Origin of the sequence: Neobacillus sp. B4I6 (assembly GCF_050434045.1) — a bacterium.
Classification (GTDB): Bacteria; Bacillota; Bacilli; order Bacillales; family Cytobacillaceae; genus Neobacillus.
Window position 1 is genome coordinate 1,207,126 of sequence record NZ_JBNPWB010000002.1, and the last position, 18,082, is coordinate 1,225,207.

General features: G+C 41.4%; 15 protein-coding genes and 1 pseudogene. 9 read left to right on the forward strand and 7 right to left on the reverse strand.

Annotated elements, in window-relative coordinates; all coding sequences use genetic code 11:
• Positions 1–177: 177 nt before the first annotated feature.
• Positions 178–450, reverse strand: a complete 273-nt coding sequence (locus tag QF028_RS08105) for a DUF2231 domain-containing protein (protein WP_429464787.1) — start codon at positions 448–450, stop codon at positions 178–180.
• Between the two features lie 91 nt (positions 451–541).
• Between QF028_RS08105 and QF028_RS08110 the strand changes: the two genes are divergently transcribed.
• Both QF028_RS08110 and QF028_RS08115 read left to right on the forward strand, forming a co-directional pair.
• Entirely contained in the window at positions 542–847 is a 306-nt protein-coding gene (locus tag QF028_RS08110; protein ID WP_429464788.1) for a hypothetical protein, read from the forward strand.
• Between the two features lie 379 nt (positions 848–1,226).
• A complete protein-coding gene (locus QF028_RS08115; RefSeq protein ID WP_410885523.1) occupies positions 1,227–1,922 on the forward strand; it encodes a YoaK family protein in 696 nt (231 codons plus the stop codon).
• An 82-nt stretch (positions 1,923–2,004) separates the two neighbouring features.
• Here QF028_RS08115 and QF028_RS08120 read toward each other — a convergent pair whose 3' ends face one another.
• Positions 2,005–2,262, reverse strand: coding sequence for an HPr family phosphocarrier protein (locus tag QF028_RS08120; RefSeq protein ID WP_429464789.1), 258 nt, complete (start codon positions 2,260–2,262; stop codon positions 2,005–2,007).
• Between the two features lie 407 nt (positions 2,263–2,669).
• Here QF028_RS08120 and QF028_RS08125 point away from each other — a divergent pair, with 407 nt between their 5' ends.
• The 5 genes from QF028_RS08125 (at position 2,670) to QF028_RS08145 (ending at position 10,795) form a co-directional block, all read left to right on the forward strand.
• Positions 2,670–2,972 carry a heterocycloanthracin/sonorensin family bacteriocin gene (locus QF028_RS08125; RefSeq protein WP_429472226.1) on the forward strand — a complete coding sequence of 101 codons (303 nt, stop codon included), beginning with the start codon at positions 2,670–2,672 and terminating at the stop codon, positions 2,970–2,972.
• Between the two features lie 176 nt (positions 2,973–3,148).
• Positions 3,149–5,119 (forward strand): putative thiazole-containing bacteriocin maturation protein, encoded by a 1,971-nt coding sequence (locus tag QF028_RS08130; RefSeq protein ID WP_429464790.1) that lies wholly within the window; start codon positions 3,149–3,151, stop codon positions 5,117–5,119.
• Complete coding sequence (locus tag QF028_RS08135; RefSeq protein WP_429464791.1) at positions 5,116–7,062, forward strand: TOMM precursor leader peptide-binding protein; 1,947 nt, start codon at positions 5,116–5,118, stop codon at positions 7,060–7,062. The genes QF028_RS08130 and QF028_RS08135 overlap by 4 nt, the downstream gene beginning before the upstream one ends.
• Positions 7,063–7,086: 24 nt before the next feature.
• Positions 7,087–8,664, forward strand: coding sequence for a SagB family peptide dehydrogenase (locus QF028_RS08140; RefSeq protein ID WP_429464792.1), 1,578 nt, complete (start codon positions 7,087–7,089; stop codon positions 8,662–8,664).
• Between the two features lie 331 nt (positions 8,665–8,995).
• Complete coding sequence (locus QF028_RS08145) at positions 8,996–10,795, forward strand: alpha/beta fold hydrolase (protein WP_429464793.1); 1,800 nt, start codon at positions 8,996–8,998, stop codon at positions 10,793–10,795.
• 233 nt (positions 10,796–11,028) lie between these two features.
• Here the strand turns inward: QF028_RS08145 and QF028_RS08150 are convergent, their stop codons facing one another.
• The 4 genes from QF028_RS08150 to QF028_RS08165 form a co-directional block, all read right to left on the reverse strand.
• A complete protein-coding gene (locus QF028_RS08150; RefSeq protein WP_429464794.1) occupies positions 11,029–12,126 on the reverse strand; it encodes a Gfo/Idh/MocA family protein in 1,098 nt (365 codons plus the stop codon).
• Positions 12,127–12,175: 49 nt separating this feature from the next.
• On the reverse strand, positions 12,176–12,913 hold the full coding sequence (locus QF028_RS08155) for a ThuA domain-containing protein (RefSeq protein WP_429464795.1): 738 nt from the start codon (positions 12,911–12,913) through the stop codon (positions 12,176–12,178).
• 30 nt (positions 12,914–12,943) lie between these two features.
• Complete coding sequence (locus tag QF028_RS08160) at positions 12,944–14,104, reverse strand: Gfo/Idh/MocA family protein (RefSeq protein ID WP_429464796.1); 1,161 nt, start codon at positions 14,102–14,104, stop codon at positions 12,944–12,946.
• Between the two features lie 62 nt (positions 14,105–14,166).
• On the reverse strand, positions 14,167–15,207 hold the full coding sequence (locus QF028_RS08165) for a LacI family DNA-binding transcriptional regulator (RefSeq protein WP_429464797.1): 1,041 nt from the start codon (positions 15,205–15,207) through the stop codon (positions 14,167–14,169).
• 208 nt (positions 15,208–15,415) lie between these two features.
• Between QF028_RS08165 and QF028_RS08170 the strand changes: the two are divergent.
• Positions 15,416–15,508: pseudogene (locus QF028_RS08170) on the forward strand (KPN_02809 family neutral zinc metallopeptidase); the annotation flags it as partial.
• A 50-nt stretch (positions 15,509–15,558) separates the two neighbouring features.
• On the opposite strand, the gene QF028_RS08175 reads toward QF028_RS08170, so the two are convergent.
• Complete coding sequence (locus QF028_RS08175) at positions 15,559–16,236, reverse strand: cell wall hydrolase (protein WP_429464798.1); 678 nt, start codon at positions 16,234–16,236, stop codon at positions 15,559–15,561.
• Between the two features lie 312 nt (positions 16,237–16,548).
• Here QF028_RS08175 and QF028_RS08180 point away from each other — a divergent pair, with 312 nt between their 5' ends.
• Positions 16,549–17,907: an amino acid permease gene (locus QF028_RS08180; protein ID WP_429464799.1), complete on the forward strand. Its 1,359-nt coding sequence runs from the start codon at positions 16,549–16,551 to the stop codon at positions 17,905–17,907.
• Positions 17,908–18,082: the final 175 nt, after the last annotated feature.

Sequence of the window (18,082 nt, forward strand, 5' to 3'; positions counted from 1 at the left end):
GGTGATGTTGTTGATCTATCCTTATGGGAATGATTATATTAAGTACTTAAACGATAAAGGTTCACATGGCATCACGTATGAACAATGGAAATTTAAAAATGGGAAACAATACTCAGACAAGTGCAGACAATGCGGACATGGAAAAAATCGGTTTCAACCATGTCCAAAGTGTAATTATTAAACGCCTTTAGGCGTTTTTTTTACATTTGTATTTCCTCTAGCATCGTGCTCGGGTCCAGTGCCAATTGCTATCCAAGAACTAATAAACGCTACGGTCCACAGCCAAAAACCTTTCTTCGGTGAAAATCTACGCTTTGTTACCATCCAAAATAAATCATAACATGTAGCGATAATGATTAGAGCAATCGGAAAATGCACCATAATGGGGTGAATATGTGACATTAATGTATGGTAAAAATGTTGTGGAAGGATGATCGAATGTTTTTTCATAGTTGTTATTGGATATGAAAATAATATGTTTGAGTTAAGGATCAGATAAAACAGACGAGCTGCATTTTTAGAAAGAAAGGAAGTACTTATAATGGAAAACTCAATTGAGAAATTACAAAAGTTGCACGAATCGGTACAAAGATTGGAGTCGGTGTTACAAGAGGTATGGAGTTTGGTTGACGAAATTGGTGAGGATGATCAGTTCACTGACCTTTTAAATAAAGCCAAAAAATATCAATCAAAGAAACAAAGCACAGATGAAAGTATGGAGGAACTAATAGTCAGGCTGGATGAATACGATAATAGCATGGAGCAAATTCCAGAAGACGGGACGGCGGCTGTCGATTTTGAGGATGCGATCGCAGAACTTATCGATTGGATGAGGAATAATCAATAATAATGGGTTGTAAAACCGGGGACTAACTAATTGGGTTAGCCCCTTTTTCTTGGGATTCTACATTGGTACTTATAATCTATTTCGCTGATAGAAATGGCAAACTTTGATAGATTTCGCGATTCGCCCATTGAATGCGAAAATCCGCTCATAAAGTAGAAAAATTCGCCCATTAACTATAAAAATTCGCTCATAAAATCTAAAACTGCAAAAATGGCTGAATTTTATTAGGAAAATAATAAAAATTTCACTGCAAATTGACGGGTTGAACAAATTATTTTCTGTTATTGTCAAAAATGTGGGAACTTTTCATTATATAGTTTTCTTATACCATCTAGGAAATACTATTGAGGTTAGTAAATTGAAACAAGGAGATCACATAGTGAAAGATAAAATCCCCTCGTTATCGTCCAACTCATTTTATTTGGGTATTTTGTTAGCGGTCGTTGGAGGTTTTCTAGATGCCTATACTTTTATCAGCAGAGAAGGCGTATTTGCCAATGCCCAAACAGGAAATATGGTCCTGCTCGCTGTAAAAGCAGCGAACAGGGATTGGCATGGCTCGCTGCATTATATCCCACCCATTTTAGCATTTATCTTAGGTGTTTTGGTATCAGAAATGGCTAAAATTCCTCGTGTTAGACAAGTTCTACACAGCTATAGAAGGTCAATTCTTATCTTAGAATGCCTTGTATTAATTATTGTAGGTCTATTACCACGAAGTGTGCCGAACATCGTAGTAACTGTATGTATCGCATTTGTATCCTCTTTACAAATTTCTACTTTTAATAAAATCGACAAATGGGCTTACAATTCAACCATGACAACAGGAAATCTTCGGACGGCAACCCAAGCAGCCTATTTGGCCTTAAAAGAAGATAATGATGAAGCCAGAAAACAATTCAAAGAATTTTTTGTGATCATTCTTTCCTTTTTATTTGGAGCATTAACCGGGACATTTTCCACCACCTACTTAGGGAACACCTCTATTTGGATTGCTTCTGGGATCTTAGTGATTGCAATTATTTTGTATCACCGGGATCGAGGGTATATAAGCAAGTCATTAACGTTAAGATAGTATGTTAGGTGCCTGGTACTTGTGTAGAAGAGGCTGGAACAAAGGAGAACCAGCCTCTTCCTGTCTTCCTATTGAAATCTTCCTACTCAACCATTTCCAACGTATGAATTACCTCTCTTAGTGCTTCTATTTCATCGTCCCCGGAAACTTCTAATATAATTTCTGCCTGTTTAGGGATCGCTAACGATAAAACACCGAGTACCGATTTTACGCTAACCTTCCGTCCTTTATAAGTAAGAAAGATATCAGCATTAAATCGAGAAGCGTTTTGAACTAATTGATTGACCGGCTGAGCATATAAACCTGCATTCCTGTTGATTGTCACTGTTTGTTGTATCATGATTATCCTCCTAGGCTGCGATGTTGTAGCATCTGTAAATAATGCACTTTTCTTATGTATGAAACTACGTCACTAAAAATGCACCATTGACTCAATATGGGCCATTTTGTGTGGTAGTCCTTCTAACAACAGGGAGAAAATAGGAGGATTCTAATATTTTTCTAGATAACTTATTAGTCGAACTCATTTTGAATGTCCAATAAAAATAGGCTTTTGAATCAGTAGCAATACCCAGCCAAAGTTCATATTTTGATGGAGAGAGTACTTGATGCATCGGTGAATTCACCTGTTATACACCTATTTTTCAGATTATGTTTGTTCTGTTTCCCCTTTCATGTGCTAGCACAAATTGTTGATTTAAAATAGACGGAGGTATGAAAATGAATCCTTTCCATAATGAACTCCAAATGTTGAATGTTGGCGATTTCCAAGCGAGTCAGGCAGTTCCTTTTGACCAAAACCAATACTACATTGATGATCAGTCTCGACAATTCGGTGTTACTGGTGGTTTTGGTGGTATGGGTGGTTTTGGTGGTATGAGTGGTTTTGGCCGTTGTTTTAGCTGCTTTAGCTGCTTTAGCTGTTTTAATTGCTTTAACTGCTTTAATTGCTTTAGTTGTTTCCGCTGCTCTAGTTGCTTTAGGTGTTCACATTGCTCTAATTGCGGCGGCGGCCATCGTTGCGGTGGAGGACATCGCTGCGGAGGTTAATCGTTCTATTTTTCTATTGTAAAACTGGTTGGTTAAGGAGAAGAGGCCGTCACTGTGTGAGTTTTTGCAGAGCCTCTTCTCTTTTTGCTTAGACATAAGGGACAAATTGCGGTACATAGAATTATAGTGAAGTGATGTTACAGAATGGAGTAAAGCTACGGCTAAGGAGGAGCGAAATGACAAGTTTGAACCCTTCTATGCGTCTGAAAGTGAAAAGGGACACGTTTTTTCTCCCAGATTCAAACAACGGTGTGTATTTTCGGAACAACATTAGCTCGTTCCGTATGGAAGGCAGTACGATCGATCAGTGGGTTGAAAAGCTGATACCGATGTTCAACGGGGAGTATACTTTGGGGAATTTAACAGAGGGATTGCCGGGCCCATACCGAGATCGAGTGTATGAAATTGCAGAAGTGCTGTACCGAAATGGGTTTGTCCGTGATGTAAGTCAAGATCATCCGCATCAATTGGAGGATCAGTTTCTTAAAAGGCATGCTTTTCAAATTGAATTTGTCGACAGTTTTGTCGATTCGGGAGCGTACCGTTTTCAAACCTATCGTCAGGCCAAAGTGTTGGCAGTTGGCTCAGGTCCTTTTTTTGTTTCGTTAGTTTCTTCGTTAATTGAATCCGGATTGCCCAAGTTCAAATTGTTAATCACTGACACGGTACCGACTAATAGACGGCGGTTAACGGAACTTGTGGCACATGCCCGTAAGACAGACCCTGAGGTGGAGGTAGAGGAGGTTAGCCTGAAGGACGATGGGGTAAGTTTTTGGCGGGAGTGTGTGCAGCCGTTTGATTCGATTTTGTATGTGTCACAGGAAGGCAATTTAGAGGAGTTGCGGCTTCTTCATACGGTTTGTGGGGAAGAGAAAAAGGCATTACTCCCTGCTATTTGCTTACAGCAGGTGGGAATAGCGGGTCCGTTAGTGAATCCAGAATCTGAGGCGAGCTGGGAGTCTGCTTGGCGCCGCTTGCACCAATCTGTGCTATTCAAAGACCAGCACCAGCAAATTACTGCTTTCTCTTCCACTGCCGGCGCAATGTTGGCCAATGTAATCGTATTTGAATTGTTTAAAGAGGTTACAGGAGTAACCGAACTGGAACAAAAGAATCAATTCTTTTTGCTTGATCTTGGTACGTTGGAAGGACACTGGCACTCGTTTATTCCCCATCCACTGGTGACCGGACGAATATCGACTAAATGGGTAGAAGATTTCGATAGGCGGATTGGACAGGGATTAAACAGTGGTGAGCCGGGTGAATTGCTACTTTTTTTCCACCAATTGACATCAAAAGAGTCAGGGATTTTCCATATTTGGGAGGAGGGAAATTTAAAGCAACTTCCGTTAGCTCAGTGTCGTGTGCAGGCAGTCGACCCTTTATCTGACGGACCGGCTAAGCTGTTAGGAGAAATTGTCTGTTCAGGACTGACACATGAGGAGGCTCGAAGGGAAGCCGGTCTTGCTGGGATTGAAGCCTATGCGTCACGAATGGTCGATTTGCTCGCTACGAGGCTACTTCCACATCAGGAAGTAGAGGGTAGAATGCTAGAATTGCAGGAATTTGTTGGGGTTGGGACTGGGGAAACGTTTGCGGAAGGAGTTTGCCGCGGGTTGCAAAAGTGTTTGGCCGAAGAGCTGAACATTCAACAGCGTAATCAGAAGATATCTGTCTCTCGGGTGCAGTTGAGTACTGTAGAAGATGAACGTTGCCGGTTTTATCTGCAGGCACTGACGACGATGGAGGGAGCACCTGTTATCGGCTTAGGAGAGGAAGTGTCCGGTTTCCCTGTGGTATGGGTCGGTACGAGTGACGGCTGGTATCGCAGTGTAGATTTGAATATAACATTGGCGTTACGGAAGGCGTTACAACAAGCTCTAATCAAAGTTCAAAACCCAAATACTTGCCTCACCGAGCAAGCGTTTGATGTTTCATCCTTGCTTCTGGAAGAAATGGTGCCGCTAAGCCTAGTAATCCCTGCATGTGAAGAGAGGATAAAATCCGAGAACTTGCAGTCCGCTATAGAAGTCTTGGAACGAGATCATAAGCGGCTGTCGGTGTTCGAACAAGAAATAGAACCATTTTTGAAAGAAGGATTGGCAGGGGTGTTTGGTGTGTTGCTTCGAAAGGAGGAATCTAGGTGAGCGCTGTCGTGTTGGTTGTTGGAGAAGGGGTGGTGGCTGACAGTGTATGCGAAGAACTGTTCGCTCATTACCATGTAGTTCGCCAGACCGAATTCGAGGCGGTTGTACCGAAAAAGACTGATTTGGCTCTGGTGCTGCATGATGCCTGGAATCCTTCTGTTCATCAAAAGGCAGAAGAGATATTTCGGCTAACAGGTACACCCTGGCTGCGAGGCTTCGTTTCATTTGGAGAGGGTGTAGTGGGGCCACTAATTCGACCAGGGACGCCGGGGTGTTCTCAGTGTGCGGATATGAGACGTCTCATGGCTGGACGCGACCGTAAAGAGATGTGGGAGATGAAGCAGAGGCTGAAGGAATACAGTGGTATGCAGCCTGAAGGCTGGGCATCCTTCACAGGACTCTTGCAGCTGTCATACCAGATCAGAGCAGAGGTACAGCGAATTTTGCAGGGTGATCAAGCACTTTCGGAAGAACAGGTATGTTTAATTAATTTGAAAACATTAAAGAGTTCATGGCATTCCTTTCTCCCTGACCCGCTGTGTCCGGTTTGCAGCCATTTACCAGACGATTCGGTGGACGCTGCTCAAATCTCATTGCAGCCAAGTCCAAAGATCAGCCTAGACAGTTACCGCTGCCGTTCGTTGGATGATCTGAATAAAGTTTTAGTTAAAGACTACCTAGATCATCGAACGGGCCTTTTGAATGGTAAAATGGTTGACCTCGTGCCGCCATTTGCCGATGTCAGTGTGAATCTGCCTTTGTTCGAGGGGGATGAGGGAACAGCAGGAAGGACAAATTCATATGAGGTAAGTGAGTTGACTGCCATTTTAGAAGGACTCGAGCGGTACTGCGGTCTGGAGCCACGCGGGAAACGTACAGTCGTCTTTGATAGTTTCAGCAATTTGAAAAATAATGCACTTAATCCTATGAAAGTAGGTGTGCATGCAAAGGAACAGTATGAGCAGCCTGGTTTTCCTTTTCAACCGTTTAATCCTGAACGACCAATGAATTGGGTATGGGGTTATTCGTTTTTGGAAGAGCGTCCGATTCTTGTGCCAGAGTTGCTTGCCTATTACAGCTTGGGCTGCGGCCAGCGTGGATTTGTCTATGAAACTTCCAACGGATGTGCATTAGGCGGAAGTTTGGAGGAGTCTATTTTTTACGGAATTATGGAAGTGGTGGAGCGTGATTCATTTCTAATGACTTGGTACGCGCAACTGAACCTGCCGCATCTTGACCCTTCCTCAGCTGATGACCAAGAATTGCAGTTAATGATCGAACGTATGCGGTCGGTCGCGGGATATGATCTTTATTTGTATAATTCGACGATGGAGCATGGAATACCAAGTATTTGTGCGATTGCTAAAAACAGGAAGAAAAAGGGGTTAAATCTCATCTGTGCGGCTGGAGCACATCTGGACCCGGTAAGAGCGGTTAAGAGCGCTGTCCATGAGTTGGCTGGCATGATGCTGACGCTTGACGAAAAATTAGAGTCTAACCAGGAAGAGTATATCCGAATGCTACAAGATTCATCACTGGTCCAACAGATGGATGATCATGGTATGCTGTACGGTTTGCCGCAAGCGGAAGATCGCCTGGATTTTTTACTTGAAGATAATCGTCCGTTGCGAACATTTGCCGAGGAATTCAAGTGGAAACCGAGGCATACGGACCTTACAGATGATCTGCTGGACATACTTCAAGTTTTTCGCCCATTAAATCTTGATGTGATTGTGGTGGACCAGACGGCACCAGAATTGAAACGAAACGGATTATATTGCGTGAAAGTGCTGATTCCGGGGATGCTGCCGATGACATTCGGACAACATCTTACCCGTGTAACTGGGCTGGAGCGTGTGCTCAGGGTACCGATGGAACTCGGTTATTCAAAACAATCGCTGACACTTGAACAATTAAACCCACATCCGCATCCGTTTCCATAAGAGGCGAACTAGGAGGCAAGGAGGATGAGACTAGAGGAGTTTTTACACAATCTGCATTTTGACATTGATAAGGCAAGTGTGCCTAACTGGGAAGTGGATTGGGAAGATGCGCCACTTTCTTATAAGCTCTACAGTGGCTTACCTGTGGTACCATTTTCTCTAGAAGTACCGCTGACACTTGAAGGACAAGAACAGCCCGCAAAGCCTGATCTTCGTAAAGTCGGTCATTTCCTCTGGTATGTATACGGCCTTACTCAAGTTAGCCAGTCAGTCTTTCCCATGGGTTCCAAGGATAAAACGGCGAATCTAGTACAGTCGTTTCGGCGGTTTGCTCCTTCCGGCGGGGCACTGTATCCAAACGAATTATACATTTATCTTAAGGTAGAGGATTCGCCTGTTGGGATGTACCATTATGATGTGGCCCATCACCGCTTGGTATTGTTGCGAGAAGGAAATTTCGATTCATATATCGCCCGTGCTCTTGGTAACCGCTGTGATATATCTGCCTGCTTTGGAACTGTATTTGTGTCAACCATGTTTTGGAAAAATTTCTTTAAATACAATAACTTTTCTTACCGTCTGCAAGGGTTGGATGCCGGAGTGGTAATTGGGCAGCTACTGGAAGTAGCAAAACGTTTTGGCTTTGCATCAGGGGTTTACTTTCAGTTTCTAGATCGGGCCATGAACCATCTTGTTGGGCTTTCCGAACAGGACGAGAGTGTTTATGCGGTTATCCCGCTTTCAGTAGAACCTACCATTTGGTCTACTAACGGGAGTGAAAAAGAAGGTTTTGTCTCTGCCGCCGAATTGTGCCGAGAGTTAACAGCGATTCAGCCCCATCATTACATCCGGTCACGGAGGGTTAAAGAGTATCCAATGTTAACAATGTTGAATGAAGCGTCCATGCTTGATTCAACACAAGCGTTTCGGCTGATCGAGACGAAAGAGAGTTTGAATGGTAACGGTCATTCGGAAGAGCTGCCTCACGTGAACCGGTTGTCATATGATCTAGCGTCGGTCTGTCGTAAGCGATTCTCGCCAGATATGGATTTTGTTTTGGGAAAGGTAAGTCAACCTCAACTGGCAACACTAATGCAGGAGGCGACCGCATCCTTCTCGTATCGGAATGATTTGGATGGACCACATCGGAAGAACGTGCCTCGTGTTTCACTGTATGGCTGTTTATATAATGTTGAAGGTATTTCAAATGGTGCCTATCATTATGACAGTGCTGCTCATTCGTTACGATTGGTGGATCTCGGTGATTATCGACTTCAATTGCAATCCGGAATGTCTCTAGATAATGTGAATTTGCTCCAAATACCTCTCTGCTTACATGTGGCAGGAGACAGGGAATCATTCAGAACGGCACTGGGTTACAGAGGATACCGGATCCAACAAATGGAAGCAGGCATGCTAGTACAACGATTATTGTTAGCGGCGTCAGTCCTCGGAATGGGGGGGCACCCACTCCTCGGTTTTGATGCAAACTTGAGTGATCAGATTTACAAGATGGAACCACTTGGAAAAACTAGTCTAATCCAAATTCCAATTGGTCCCTATCGACATCGTCCTTGGTTGAAGGGAAGTTTGCATAGTTAGGATTAATAGGTTTACTTTAGTTCTAAGGTTATTGCAGGAAGAACTTCATGATGTTCCAGTTAATCCTATGGTTTCAAAAAACGAGTTTAGTCCAGAAGCGAAATAGGCAAGTATTCATGAGGATTAATAATAAAATGCCTTCACTTCCAATGAATGGGTGAAGGCTTTCCCAATTGCTACGAGTGGATTTGAACATTTCTATCAGGAAGGATAAAACTCTGTCTTATCTTTATGATTCTGATAAAAGATGTTCATGAATCCTTCTTAATGACACCTTTTCATATTCTCCAGAATGATTCAAAAAATTCCTTAATTGGATGGGGGGATGTTTATGGCTGCCATTGGTATAGAACCGTATTTGCATGTTCGTTTTGCCAAAAATCCAGTATACGATCCAATTGGCCACAAGTTAAGCTTTATCGCAGATTATACTGGTTTGCCACAGGTTTGGGAACTTAATCTAGGGGAAGGGTGTGAAGGATGGCCTATCCAAACTTCCTTTACAAAAGAAAGAATCACCTTTATTAGCTATCTAAATGGTAAATCTAATTTGATTATTGGTATGGATGTTGGCGGAAATGAAAATCAGCAATTGTACTTACTTAAGCAAGAAGGAAAACTAATTGAGTTGACAAACTCACCGGACCATATACACCGTTATGGCGGGAGCTCGCCAGATGGAAAATGGATAGCCTGGTCGAGCAATCGCCGTAATCCAGCCTTTTTTGATATCTATATTCAAAATCTGGAATCGTTGGATATTCGTCTTTTGAATACTGGTGATGGAATATTTTCAGCGGTTAAATGGGCTCCTGACGGTAAATCCATTTTGGTCCAGAAAATAAATTCCCCTCTAGATAATGATTTGGGCATAATCGACCTTTCAACAGGGGCTATGATCTGGTTAACAGAACATACAGGGGAAGCAAGTTTTAAAGATGCCCATTTTAATAAGGATGCGGACCATATATATTTATTATCGAATAAAGACAAAGAATTCTTTGGGCTTGCTCTAATAAATTTAAAAACCAAACATCTCGAGTGGCTAGAGCTGGGTAAGTGGGATTTTGAGGATTTGGCAATGAATAGCGATAAAAATTTGTTAGCTTATTCGATAAATGAGGGGGGAATTTCCAAGGGAGTACTTTTAGACATAAATCGAAGTTACCTTTATACGTGGAAAACTCCAATCGGAGTCATATCAAATCTGAAATTTTCCCCTGATAGCCAAAAATTAGCGTATGTGTTTAAGGGACCGACATATCCCTCTGATATATGGGAACTTGACCTAAACACCATTCAGGCAGAAAGGCTTACTTATGTTTCCCGTTCACCAGTCCTGGAACATAAATTAGTTGAGCCGGAGCTTATATCCTATCGCTCTTTTGATACCCTCGAAATTCCTGCCTTTTATGCGAAGCCGAGAGATTCCACTGAAAAACATCCTGTTGTTATATACATTCATGGCGGGCCTGAGAGTCAAGCCCGTGTGGTATACAACCCAATTCAGCAGTATTTACTAAACCAGGGTTATGCCGTGTGTACACCAAACATTCGAGGAAGTACAGGTTACGGAAAAACATTTACACATTTGGATGATGTCCGAAAAAGAATGGACGCTTTAAAGGATCTCATTTTTTTAGTGGAATGGCTAAAGGCAAATGGGAACGTAGATCCTAAAAAAATCGGGATCATGGGCGGGAGTTATGGCGGGTTTATGGTTCTTGCTGCCATCAGTCACTACCCACAGCTTTGGTCTGCTGCTATTGATATTGTGGGAATGTCCAGCCTTAGAACATTCCTTCAAACAACAAGTCCATGGCGTAAGAAGCACAGGGAGAGTGAGTATGGAACAATAGAAAGAGACGGAGAATTTTTTGATAGAATTGATCCATTGAATTATTCAGATCGAATAACCACCCCATTATTAGTAATTCACGGGAAGGGCGATCCGCGTGTCCACATAAGTGAATCTGAGCAAATGGTCAACAAACTAAAAGAACGGGAACACGCAGTTGACTTTATTCGCTTTGAAGATGAAGGCCATTCCATTGACAAACAAAAAAATAAAATTACTGCCTATAAGGCAATGGTAAATTTTTTCGATCGATATATCGGTAATGGATCCTAACTCGGGTGGGGGATATGGAGATAAGCCCAAGAGTAGCTGCACGACAGTTGTTGATTTTGAGGTTGCCATCGCAGAACTTATTGAATGGATGAGAATTAACCAGTTAAACACGCAGCAATGGGATTAATTTACTTAAGGAAATTGAGAGGATTTAATTACCTTATCACAGAAAATAGGAAAGAGTCTCCTAAACACAGGAGACTCTTATTTATCTATGAAAAATGTAATCTATATTACTTAGAAAACTGTAGTTCTTCAGACACAGATTCAGGTTTGTCACAGGTACTTTCCATGATATAGTGTTTTCCATTTTCTGATGATTCATGGAGTCCGTGCATTGCTTCTAGAACATGATATGCTAATTCACCATTGGCTCGATAGTTACCGCCATCAAGGATCGCCTTGGCCATATCTGCGACACCCAGTCCTCTGCAGTTTTGAACGTACCCAGAAGTCAGCGGGACCTCCACAAATTCTTTTTCGTCACGTTTTCTTACCCGAACAGGACCGCCAAATGTATTTGGATCTGGAACGAGTATTGTACCTTGACTTCCATAGATTTCAATAGGTGGCAGCGATGTTCCGCCAAAGGCGTCAAAGCTGGTTGTAATGGTCCCGATGACACCTGAGTTAAAATCAATCACACCGGAAAGATGGGTAGGGGTAGAGACTTGAATCTCTGTTCCTGCCTTAGGTTTACTAAGTTTGGTTCGTTTTGGATAACTAATACGAGCGGATCCAGTAATTCGGTTAATAGGTCCTAACAGTGCTATTAATGCTGTTAAATAATAAGGACCCATATCAAACATTGGTCCGCCGCCGGTCTCATAATAAAAGGCAGGGTCTGGGTGCCAATGCTCATGTCCACGGCAAATCATGAAGGCCGAAGCACCCACAGGGACACCAATTTCTCCTTGTTCAATTAATTGGATTGCTGTTTGAATACCAGCACCCAAGAAGGTGTCAGGTGCACTCCCAACTAAAAGATGATGCTTCTGGGCTGTCTCTAGAATTTGTTTACCTTCCTTGCGTGTAACAGCAAGCGGTTTTTCCGTATAAACATGTTTTCCTGATTCGAGTGCTTGAATACAAACAAGGGCATGAGCTTTTGGAATCGTTAAATTAATGACTAGTTCAATTTCAGGGTCTGAAAGCAGTTCCACGACAGAACAAGCTTTTGGAATCCCAAATTTCTCAGCCTGAGCCTGTGCACGCGGTAAATCTAAATCCGCACAGGCAACAAGCTCAAGGTGGGAGAATTTCTGACAATTTTCCATATAAATAGAACTAATATTTCCGCATCCAATGATACCGATTTTAAGTCTTCTCATTATTGGTTCCTCCGGTTTAATATTCTTGGTCATTGTATAAATCTAATTATTATTGACTGTCTCCCATACCTGTATAATCACGGCCATTTCCATAAAGAGCGGCTACATCCACACCTTCGGCCCGTTTCTTTCCTTCCGCAGCCCATAAAAATCCGCGGCGCATAATAAGTGTTACTTCTGGCATTGTAATGACATTAGCTTGGTGTCCTAATGAACTATAAAAAACATTTCCAAGACCCCAGCGTTTTGTCCAAACAACAGGCATATCAACGGCTTTATTGGCAGCATGAGGACCGTGAACAACTGGGAAGCGAGTGGTCGCTAACACTTCAACGGCTGGATCAAAATGAAGGTAATACTGCTCACTGACAACTTTAAAATCGGAGATGCCCTCTAATAACGGACTTGTAGAATGCTTGATGTTTACCATATATTCCACACCATCATTTCCAGGATGTGCTACCCAGTTCCCGCCTGTCATGAATTGCCAATCGACATTATTGCGGAAGGAGTCACACATTCCGCCGTGGCATCCTGCTAAACCAACACCAGCCATAACCGCTTCGGAAATATTTAAGGCATATTTATTTTCAATCTTACCCATTGTCCAGTGGGGAATAATTAGATCTAAGGATTTCAGCTTTTCCGTGTCTGTATAAGCGTCAAGTGTATTGGAAACCTCAACTTGAAAGTTTTCTTCCTCAAGTATCCCTCTAAAAATTTCTGCTACCTGATCTGGTTGATGGCCATCCCATCCGCCCCAGACGATTAATGCCTTTTTTTTCATAATTAGAACACTCCTTTAATTTTTATTTTTTTATACTTCAGATATACGAATCCATTGACGTTTTTCTATCGATAAATCAACCGCCTCCAAAACTTCTTGGCACTTTACGCCATCACGGAAGTTTGGAACGGGCTGGCGATCTTCACGGAATGACTCCATAAGTTCAACTACTTCGTGAATAAACGTATGTTCATATCCAATCGTATGTCCTGGCGGCCACCATGCTTCCGCAAAAGCGTGGGAAGGGTCAGTCGCTAAGACGCGGCGGAAGCCTTGGACATCATTTCTATCATCAGCAAAATAAACCTGAAGTTCATTCATGCGTTCAAAGTCAAAGATGACGCTTCCTTTACTGCCGTTGATTTCAAAAGAATTCTTACAGCGATGCCCTGTAGCAAATCGTGTAGCCTCAAAGCTTCCTAAAGCCCCGTTAGCAAAACGGGCTAAAAATAGGGTAGCATCATCAACCGTTACTTCGCCTTTTTCATCACTATCGCTGCCTTTAGCAGATAAACCAGACATTTGAGAAGGAATTGGTCTTTCTTTAATAAAGGTTTCATTCATTCCAATAACCTCAGTAATATCACCGATTAGATAATGAGCCAAATCGACAAGATGGGCCCCCAGATCTCCATGAGACCCTGAACCAGCAATTTCTTTTTGCAGTCTCCAGGCTAGAGGGAAGTTCGGATCTACGAGCCAATCCTGTAAAAACCAGGCGCGGAAATGATAGATTTCTCCTAGCTTACCTTCGTCGAGAAGCTTTTTAGCCAGCATCACAGCAGGGGCAAAGCGATAGTTAAAGCCGACCATATGTTTAACCCCAGCAGATTCAACGACTTCAAGCATTTCTCTAGAATCCTCAAGTGTAAGCGCTAACGGTTTTTCGCAAAAAACATGCTTGCCTGCTTTTGCTGCTGCAATTGTTATTTCTTTATGTACATCACTCGGTGCATTGATATCGATAAGGTCAATATCTTCTCTTTGTAAAAGAGTTTTCCAGTCGGTTGTGTGTTCCTCCCAACCGAATTGCTTAGCTGCAGCAGCGACAGCGTTATGGTCACGACCACAAATCACCTTCATTTCAGGATGAATGATCTTAGGGAAAAATAGGGGGAGATCTCGATAGGCATGACTGTGAGCTTTGCCCATAAATTTGTAGCCAATCATTCCAATTTTTACGGTTTCCATAACGAATCTCCTTTTCTTATTTAAGAATTAAAAAAAAAGAATAAAATATTAATAGATTTTTATTAAGATTGTTTCGTGTAAGTTGTCTTAAGTTGTGAAGATGCCCGTTCTATAAAGGTAACTGGCAATCGTTCATTAATTTCTGACATGGTACCTTGAGTGATCAATTGGAGAACTTTTTCAGCTGCCATTTGCCCCATATCAAAAAGCGGTACATGAACGGTGCTAAGTGGCGGGGAAGTCATCCTTGAAATTTCAGAGTTATCATACCCAATGAGAGCATAATCACGACCTGCCTGGTAGCCTTGTTCACATAAACCCTGCATAAGACCAATAGCCATTCGATCATTCCCGGCAAAAATAGCATGGATTTCTGGCAGTAAAGAAGCTATACCGGCAGCCGCTTGAAAACCACTTTTACGGCTATAATTCCCTTGAAAAACGAACTGAGGATTATAGGGAATACCCACATTCAAAAGGGCAGTTTCATAACCGTGTAACCGATCGATACTATTTGAAAATTCATTTGGTCCATTTAAAAAGATAATTTGTTCATTCCCATTCATTAGCAGAGAGGATACGGCTTGTAAACTACCATCAAAATGTTCTGCGTCAATGGAATGAAAGGGATAGCCCGAAAAAGTTTGATTCACAAGACAATAGGGGAGTTGCAATTGGTGTAAATTTTCAAGTGCTTCCACTTCACCAGGAACATCCTTGGAACCTAGGATGATGCATCCATCTACCTTCTGAGTATGAAAAAGCTTCACATAATCTTTCGGCTCATCAGGGGATTGAAATAAAAGTAGCAAACCATATCCAAACTCACCAAGCTTTGCTCCAATTCCACTTAAAAGTTCCGAAAAATAATGGGTAGTCATCAAGTTTACTCTTTGAAAATAAGGAACAATGACCCCAATGTTGTTACTTTTCCCTCGTGCAAAGCTTTGGGCAATAGCATTAGGGTGGTAGTTCAGTTGTTGGGCGGCTTGCAAAACCTTTTGTTTTGTTTCTTCACGTAAGGGACCGATATTATTAAATACTCGTGAAACGGTGGCTTCAGAAACGCCGGCTAATTTTGCAACATCTTTCCGGTTAGCCATGAGATCACCTCTAAACTTATAATGTACACGCGTTCATTCTCGCGTATTCTCTGATAATTGTCAATATTAAAATTTGTTATTATTTATTTTTAAAGTTGATAATTTCCAGAAGATATACAATATTAATCATCTCTATTGTGGGTATACCATTATGGTAATAGTAAATTGGTTAATTATTCTTTATCCATATTTTGGAGGAGGCATAACAATGAAATGGAAGGGAAGACGGCAAAGCGCAAACGTTGAAGACCGAAGAGGAATGGGCATGGGTGGCAAAACAGTGATTGGAGGCGGTATAGGCAGTACGTTTTTTTTAAGTAAAAAGAGCCGTCATCTACGGCTCTTGATTCATTATTTTGCAAATACATGATCACCAATCGTCTTTACTACTTCACGCGTACGAATCCAATCATCCGTTGCAATTTCCGGGTTATAAAAATAAATGCAATTATTTAAACGATCATCCCTCGTTAATGCTTCTTCGACTGCTCGTTTCGACTCATCTGATGCTGGCTTTTTAATTTCACCATTTTGAACCGGAGAAAAGGCATAGCTATTGCCTACTACTTGTTTAATTACAGCGGTCACTGTATTTGGGAAATGAGGAGAATCAACTCGATTCAATACAACAGTCGCAACTGCAACTTTTCCTTCATAAGATTCACCTTTTGCTTCAGCCTCTACTAATCTGGCAAATAAATCTTTCTCTTTATTTGATATTGACACTGCTGGTTCCTCTTGTTTTTTTTCTGGCGTTTCTATTTCAGGTTTTGATGATTTTATTGCTTTTACTTTCGGTTGATCAGGATTTTGCAACATTTCTTCAATATAAACCCAATCGTTCGGTTGATTATTAACTTGTTCTATATTATTAGTGTCTAATCCATATTGTTGTCCTAGTTCCCAAGGGCTATCTCCTTTTACAACTGGAGATTGGGTAATAGCCTCGGCCGTATTAATTTGTAAACCTATAAGTGCAAATGTAGCTACACAAGCTACAACTAATTTTTTCATGTAATTGTTTTTCATGTGGCTACCTCCTGTAAATTCGTATGGTACTACTTTATCATGTGCTAGTACACGATTTACAGAACGCTACTGTTACATTTCTTTTTAATTTGATGAACAACATTACAGGTAGAATGGATTTATGACAATTTTCCTATATAAATGACATATTCCATCCAATATAACGAAATAGAGGAATATTTTACTTGGAATTTCTTGTAATGTAATGGAAGTATTCGGTGAAGAGTGAATTTATTGAATTTTCTTTCATGTGGAAAGGAATATCATTCTTAGTTATTGTAAAAGAATAATTATGAAGGGTGGAATATTAGTGTGGGCAAAAATCACGAAAGTGAGCAACTACAACGAGGTCTAAACAACAGGCACATCCAGCTAATTGCACTTGGAGGTGCGATTGGAGTAGGTCTGTTCTATGGTTCAAGTGCAACGATTCAAATGGCTGGTCCGTCAATTTTGCTCTCTTACTTAGTCGGAGGCTTAGTTATTTTTACCATTATGAGAGCATTAGGGGAAATGGCTGTAGATGAGCCGGTTTCCGGCTCATTTAGTTCATACGCAAATCGTTATTTAGGGCCGTTTGCGGGTTACTTAACCGGTTGGACCTATTGGTTTATGTGGGTTGTCGTTGGGATGGCGGAAATTACAGTTGTTGGTGTCTATGTAAACTACTGGTTTCCAGAAATACCACAATGGCTGACAGCTCTTGCAACACTTGTTGTAATCACAATGGTAAACCTTACAAGTGTTAAAGCATTTGGAGAGTTTGAATTCTGGTTCGCGATGATTAAAGTGGTTGCGATTATTGGAATGATTGTTGTTGGATTAGGAATGATCCTCTTAGGTATCGGCAACGAAGGCCAGCCCATAGGTTTTAACAATCTTTGGACTCATGGAGGATTTATGCCAAATGGGATAAAAGGTATTTTCATGTCATTGGTTCTAGTGATGTTTTCATTTGGCGGGGTAGAACTGGTCGGGATTACCGCAGGGGAGGCTAAAAATCCTCGAAAATCAATTCCATCTGCAATCAACAATGTGGTCTGGAGGATTTTAATTTTTTATATTGCTGCACTAGGCATCATGATGAGTTTATATCCTTGGAATGAAGTAGGGACGAATGGCAGCCCGTTTGTGTTAATTTTTGATAAAATCGGAATTCCTGGGGCTGCCCATATAATTAACTTTGTCGTGTTAACAGCAGCTTTGTCTGCTTTTAATAGTGGTTTATTCAGTACTGGAAGAATGCTATACAATTTATCTCTTCAAAATAATGGGCCGAAATATTTTGGAAAGCTCAACAAGCATTCTACACCCCGACGTGGAATCCTATTTTCGTCATCATTTTTATTAGTGGCAGTATTTTTAAATTATATTGTTCCTGAAAAAGTATTTATCTATATTTCTTCTGTTGCAACGGTTGCGGTTATTACTAGCTGGACCATAATACTGATTACACAAATAAAGTTCAGACAATCAAAAACGACAGAAGAAGTAAAAAAACTAGCATTTAAAATGCCGCTATATCCAGTTTCAAGCTACTTAGCCCTTGCTTTTTTAGCACTTGTCGTGGTCTTAATGGCCTTTATTGAGGGTATGCGAGGAGCATTAATTGTAGCACCTATATGGTTTATGGTCCTTTATATAGGATATAAATTGAAAAAGAAGGAATAATCAGAGAGCTTGACTTACAAAGAAAAAGTAAGATAAATGTAAGCCGACAATCCTACATTAAAAGGTGTCAGGCACCATCCAATTTTATGGATGGTGCCTGACACCTTTTTGCTATAGACATCTTTAATCCAAGAAAGTGTTAAATATCGGGAAATTATAGGCAATTTGTCATGAT

What these genes read in the sequence shown, in the direction of transcription:
- QF028_RS08105 (WP_429464787.1), bottom strand. Translation starts at nt 450, where the DNA reads ATGAAAAAACATTCGATCATCCTTCCACAACATTTTTACCATACATTA.
- QF028_RS08110 (WP_429464788.1), top strand. Translation starts at nt 542, where the DNA reads ATGGAAAACTCAATTGAGAAATTACAAAAGTTGCACGAATCGGTACAA.
- QF028_RS08120 (WP_429464789.1), bottom strand. Translation starts at nt 2,262, where the DNA reads ATGATACAACAAACAGTGACAATCAACAGGAATGCAGGTTTATATGCT.
- QF028_RS08125 (WP_429472226.1), top strand. Translation starts at nt 2,670, where the DNA reads ATGTTGAATGTTGGCGATTTCCAAGCGAGTCAGGCAGTTCCTTTTGAC.
- QF028_RS08130 (WP_429464790.1), top strand. Translation starts at nt 3,149, where the DNA reads ATGACAAGTTTGAACCCTTCTATGCGTCTGAAAGTGAAAAGGGACACG.
- QF028_RS08140 (WP_429464792.1), top strand. Translation starts at nt 7,087, where the DNA reads ATGAGACTAGAGGAGTTTTTACACAATCTGCATTTTGACATTGATAAG.
- QF028_RS08145 (WP_429464793.1), top strand. Translation starts at nt 8,996, where the DNA reads ATGGCTGCCATTGGTATAGAACCGTATTTGCATGTTCGTTTTGCCAAA.
- QF028_RS08150 (WP_429464794.1), bottom strand. Translation starts at nt 12,126, where the DNA reads ATGAGAAGACTTAAAATCGGTATCATTGGATGCGGAAATATTAGTTCT.
- QF028_RS08155 (WP_429464795.1), bottom strand. Translation starts at nt 12,913, where the DNA reads ATGAAAAAAAAGGCATTAATCGTCTGGGGCGGATGGGATGGCCATCAA.
- QF028_RS08160 (WP_429464796.1), bottom strand. Translation starts at nt 14,104, where the DNA reads ATGGAAACCGTAAAAATTGGAATGATTGGCTACAAATTTATGGGCAAA.
- QF028_RS08165 (WP_429464797.1), bottom strand. Translation starts at nt 15,207, where the DNA reads ATGGCTAACCGGAAAGATGTTGCAAAATTAGCCGGCGTTTCTGAAGCC.
- QF028_RS08175 (WP_429464798.1), bottom strand. Translation starts at nt 16,236, where the DNA reads ATGAAAAACAATTACATGAAAAAATTAGTTGTAGCTTGTGTAGCTACA.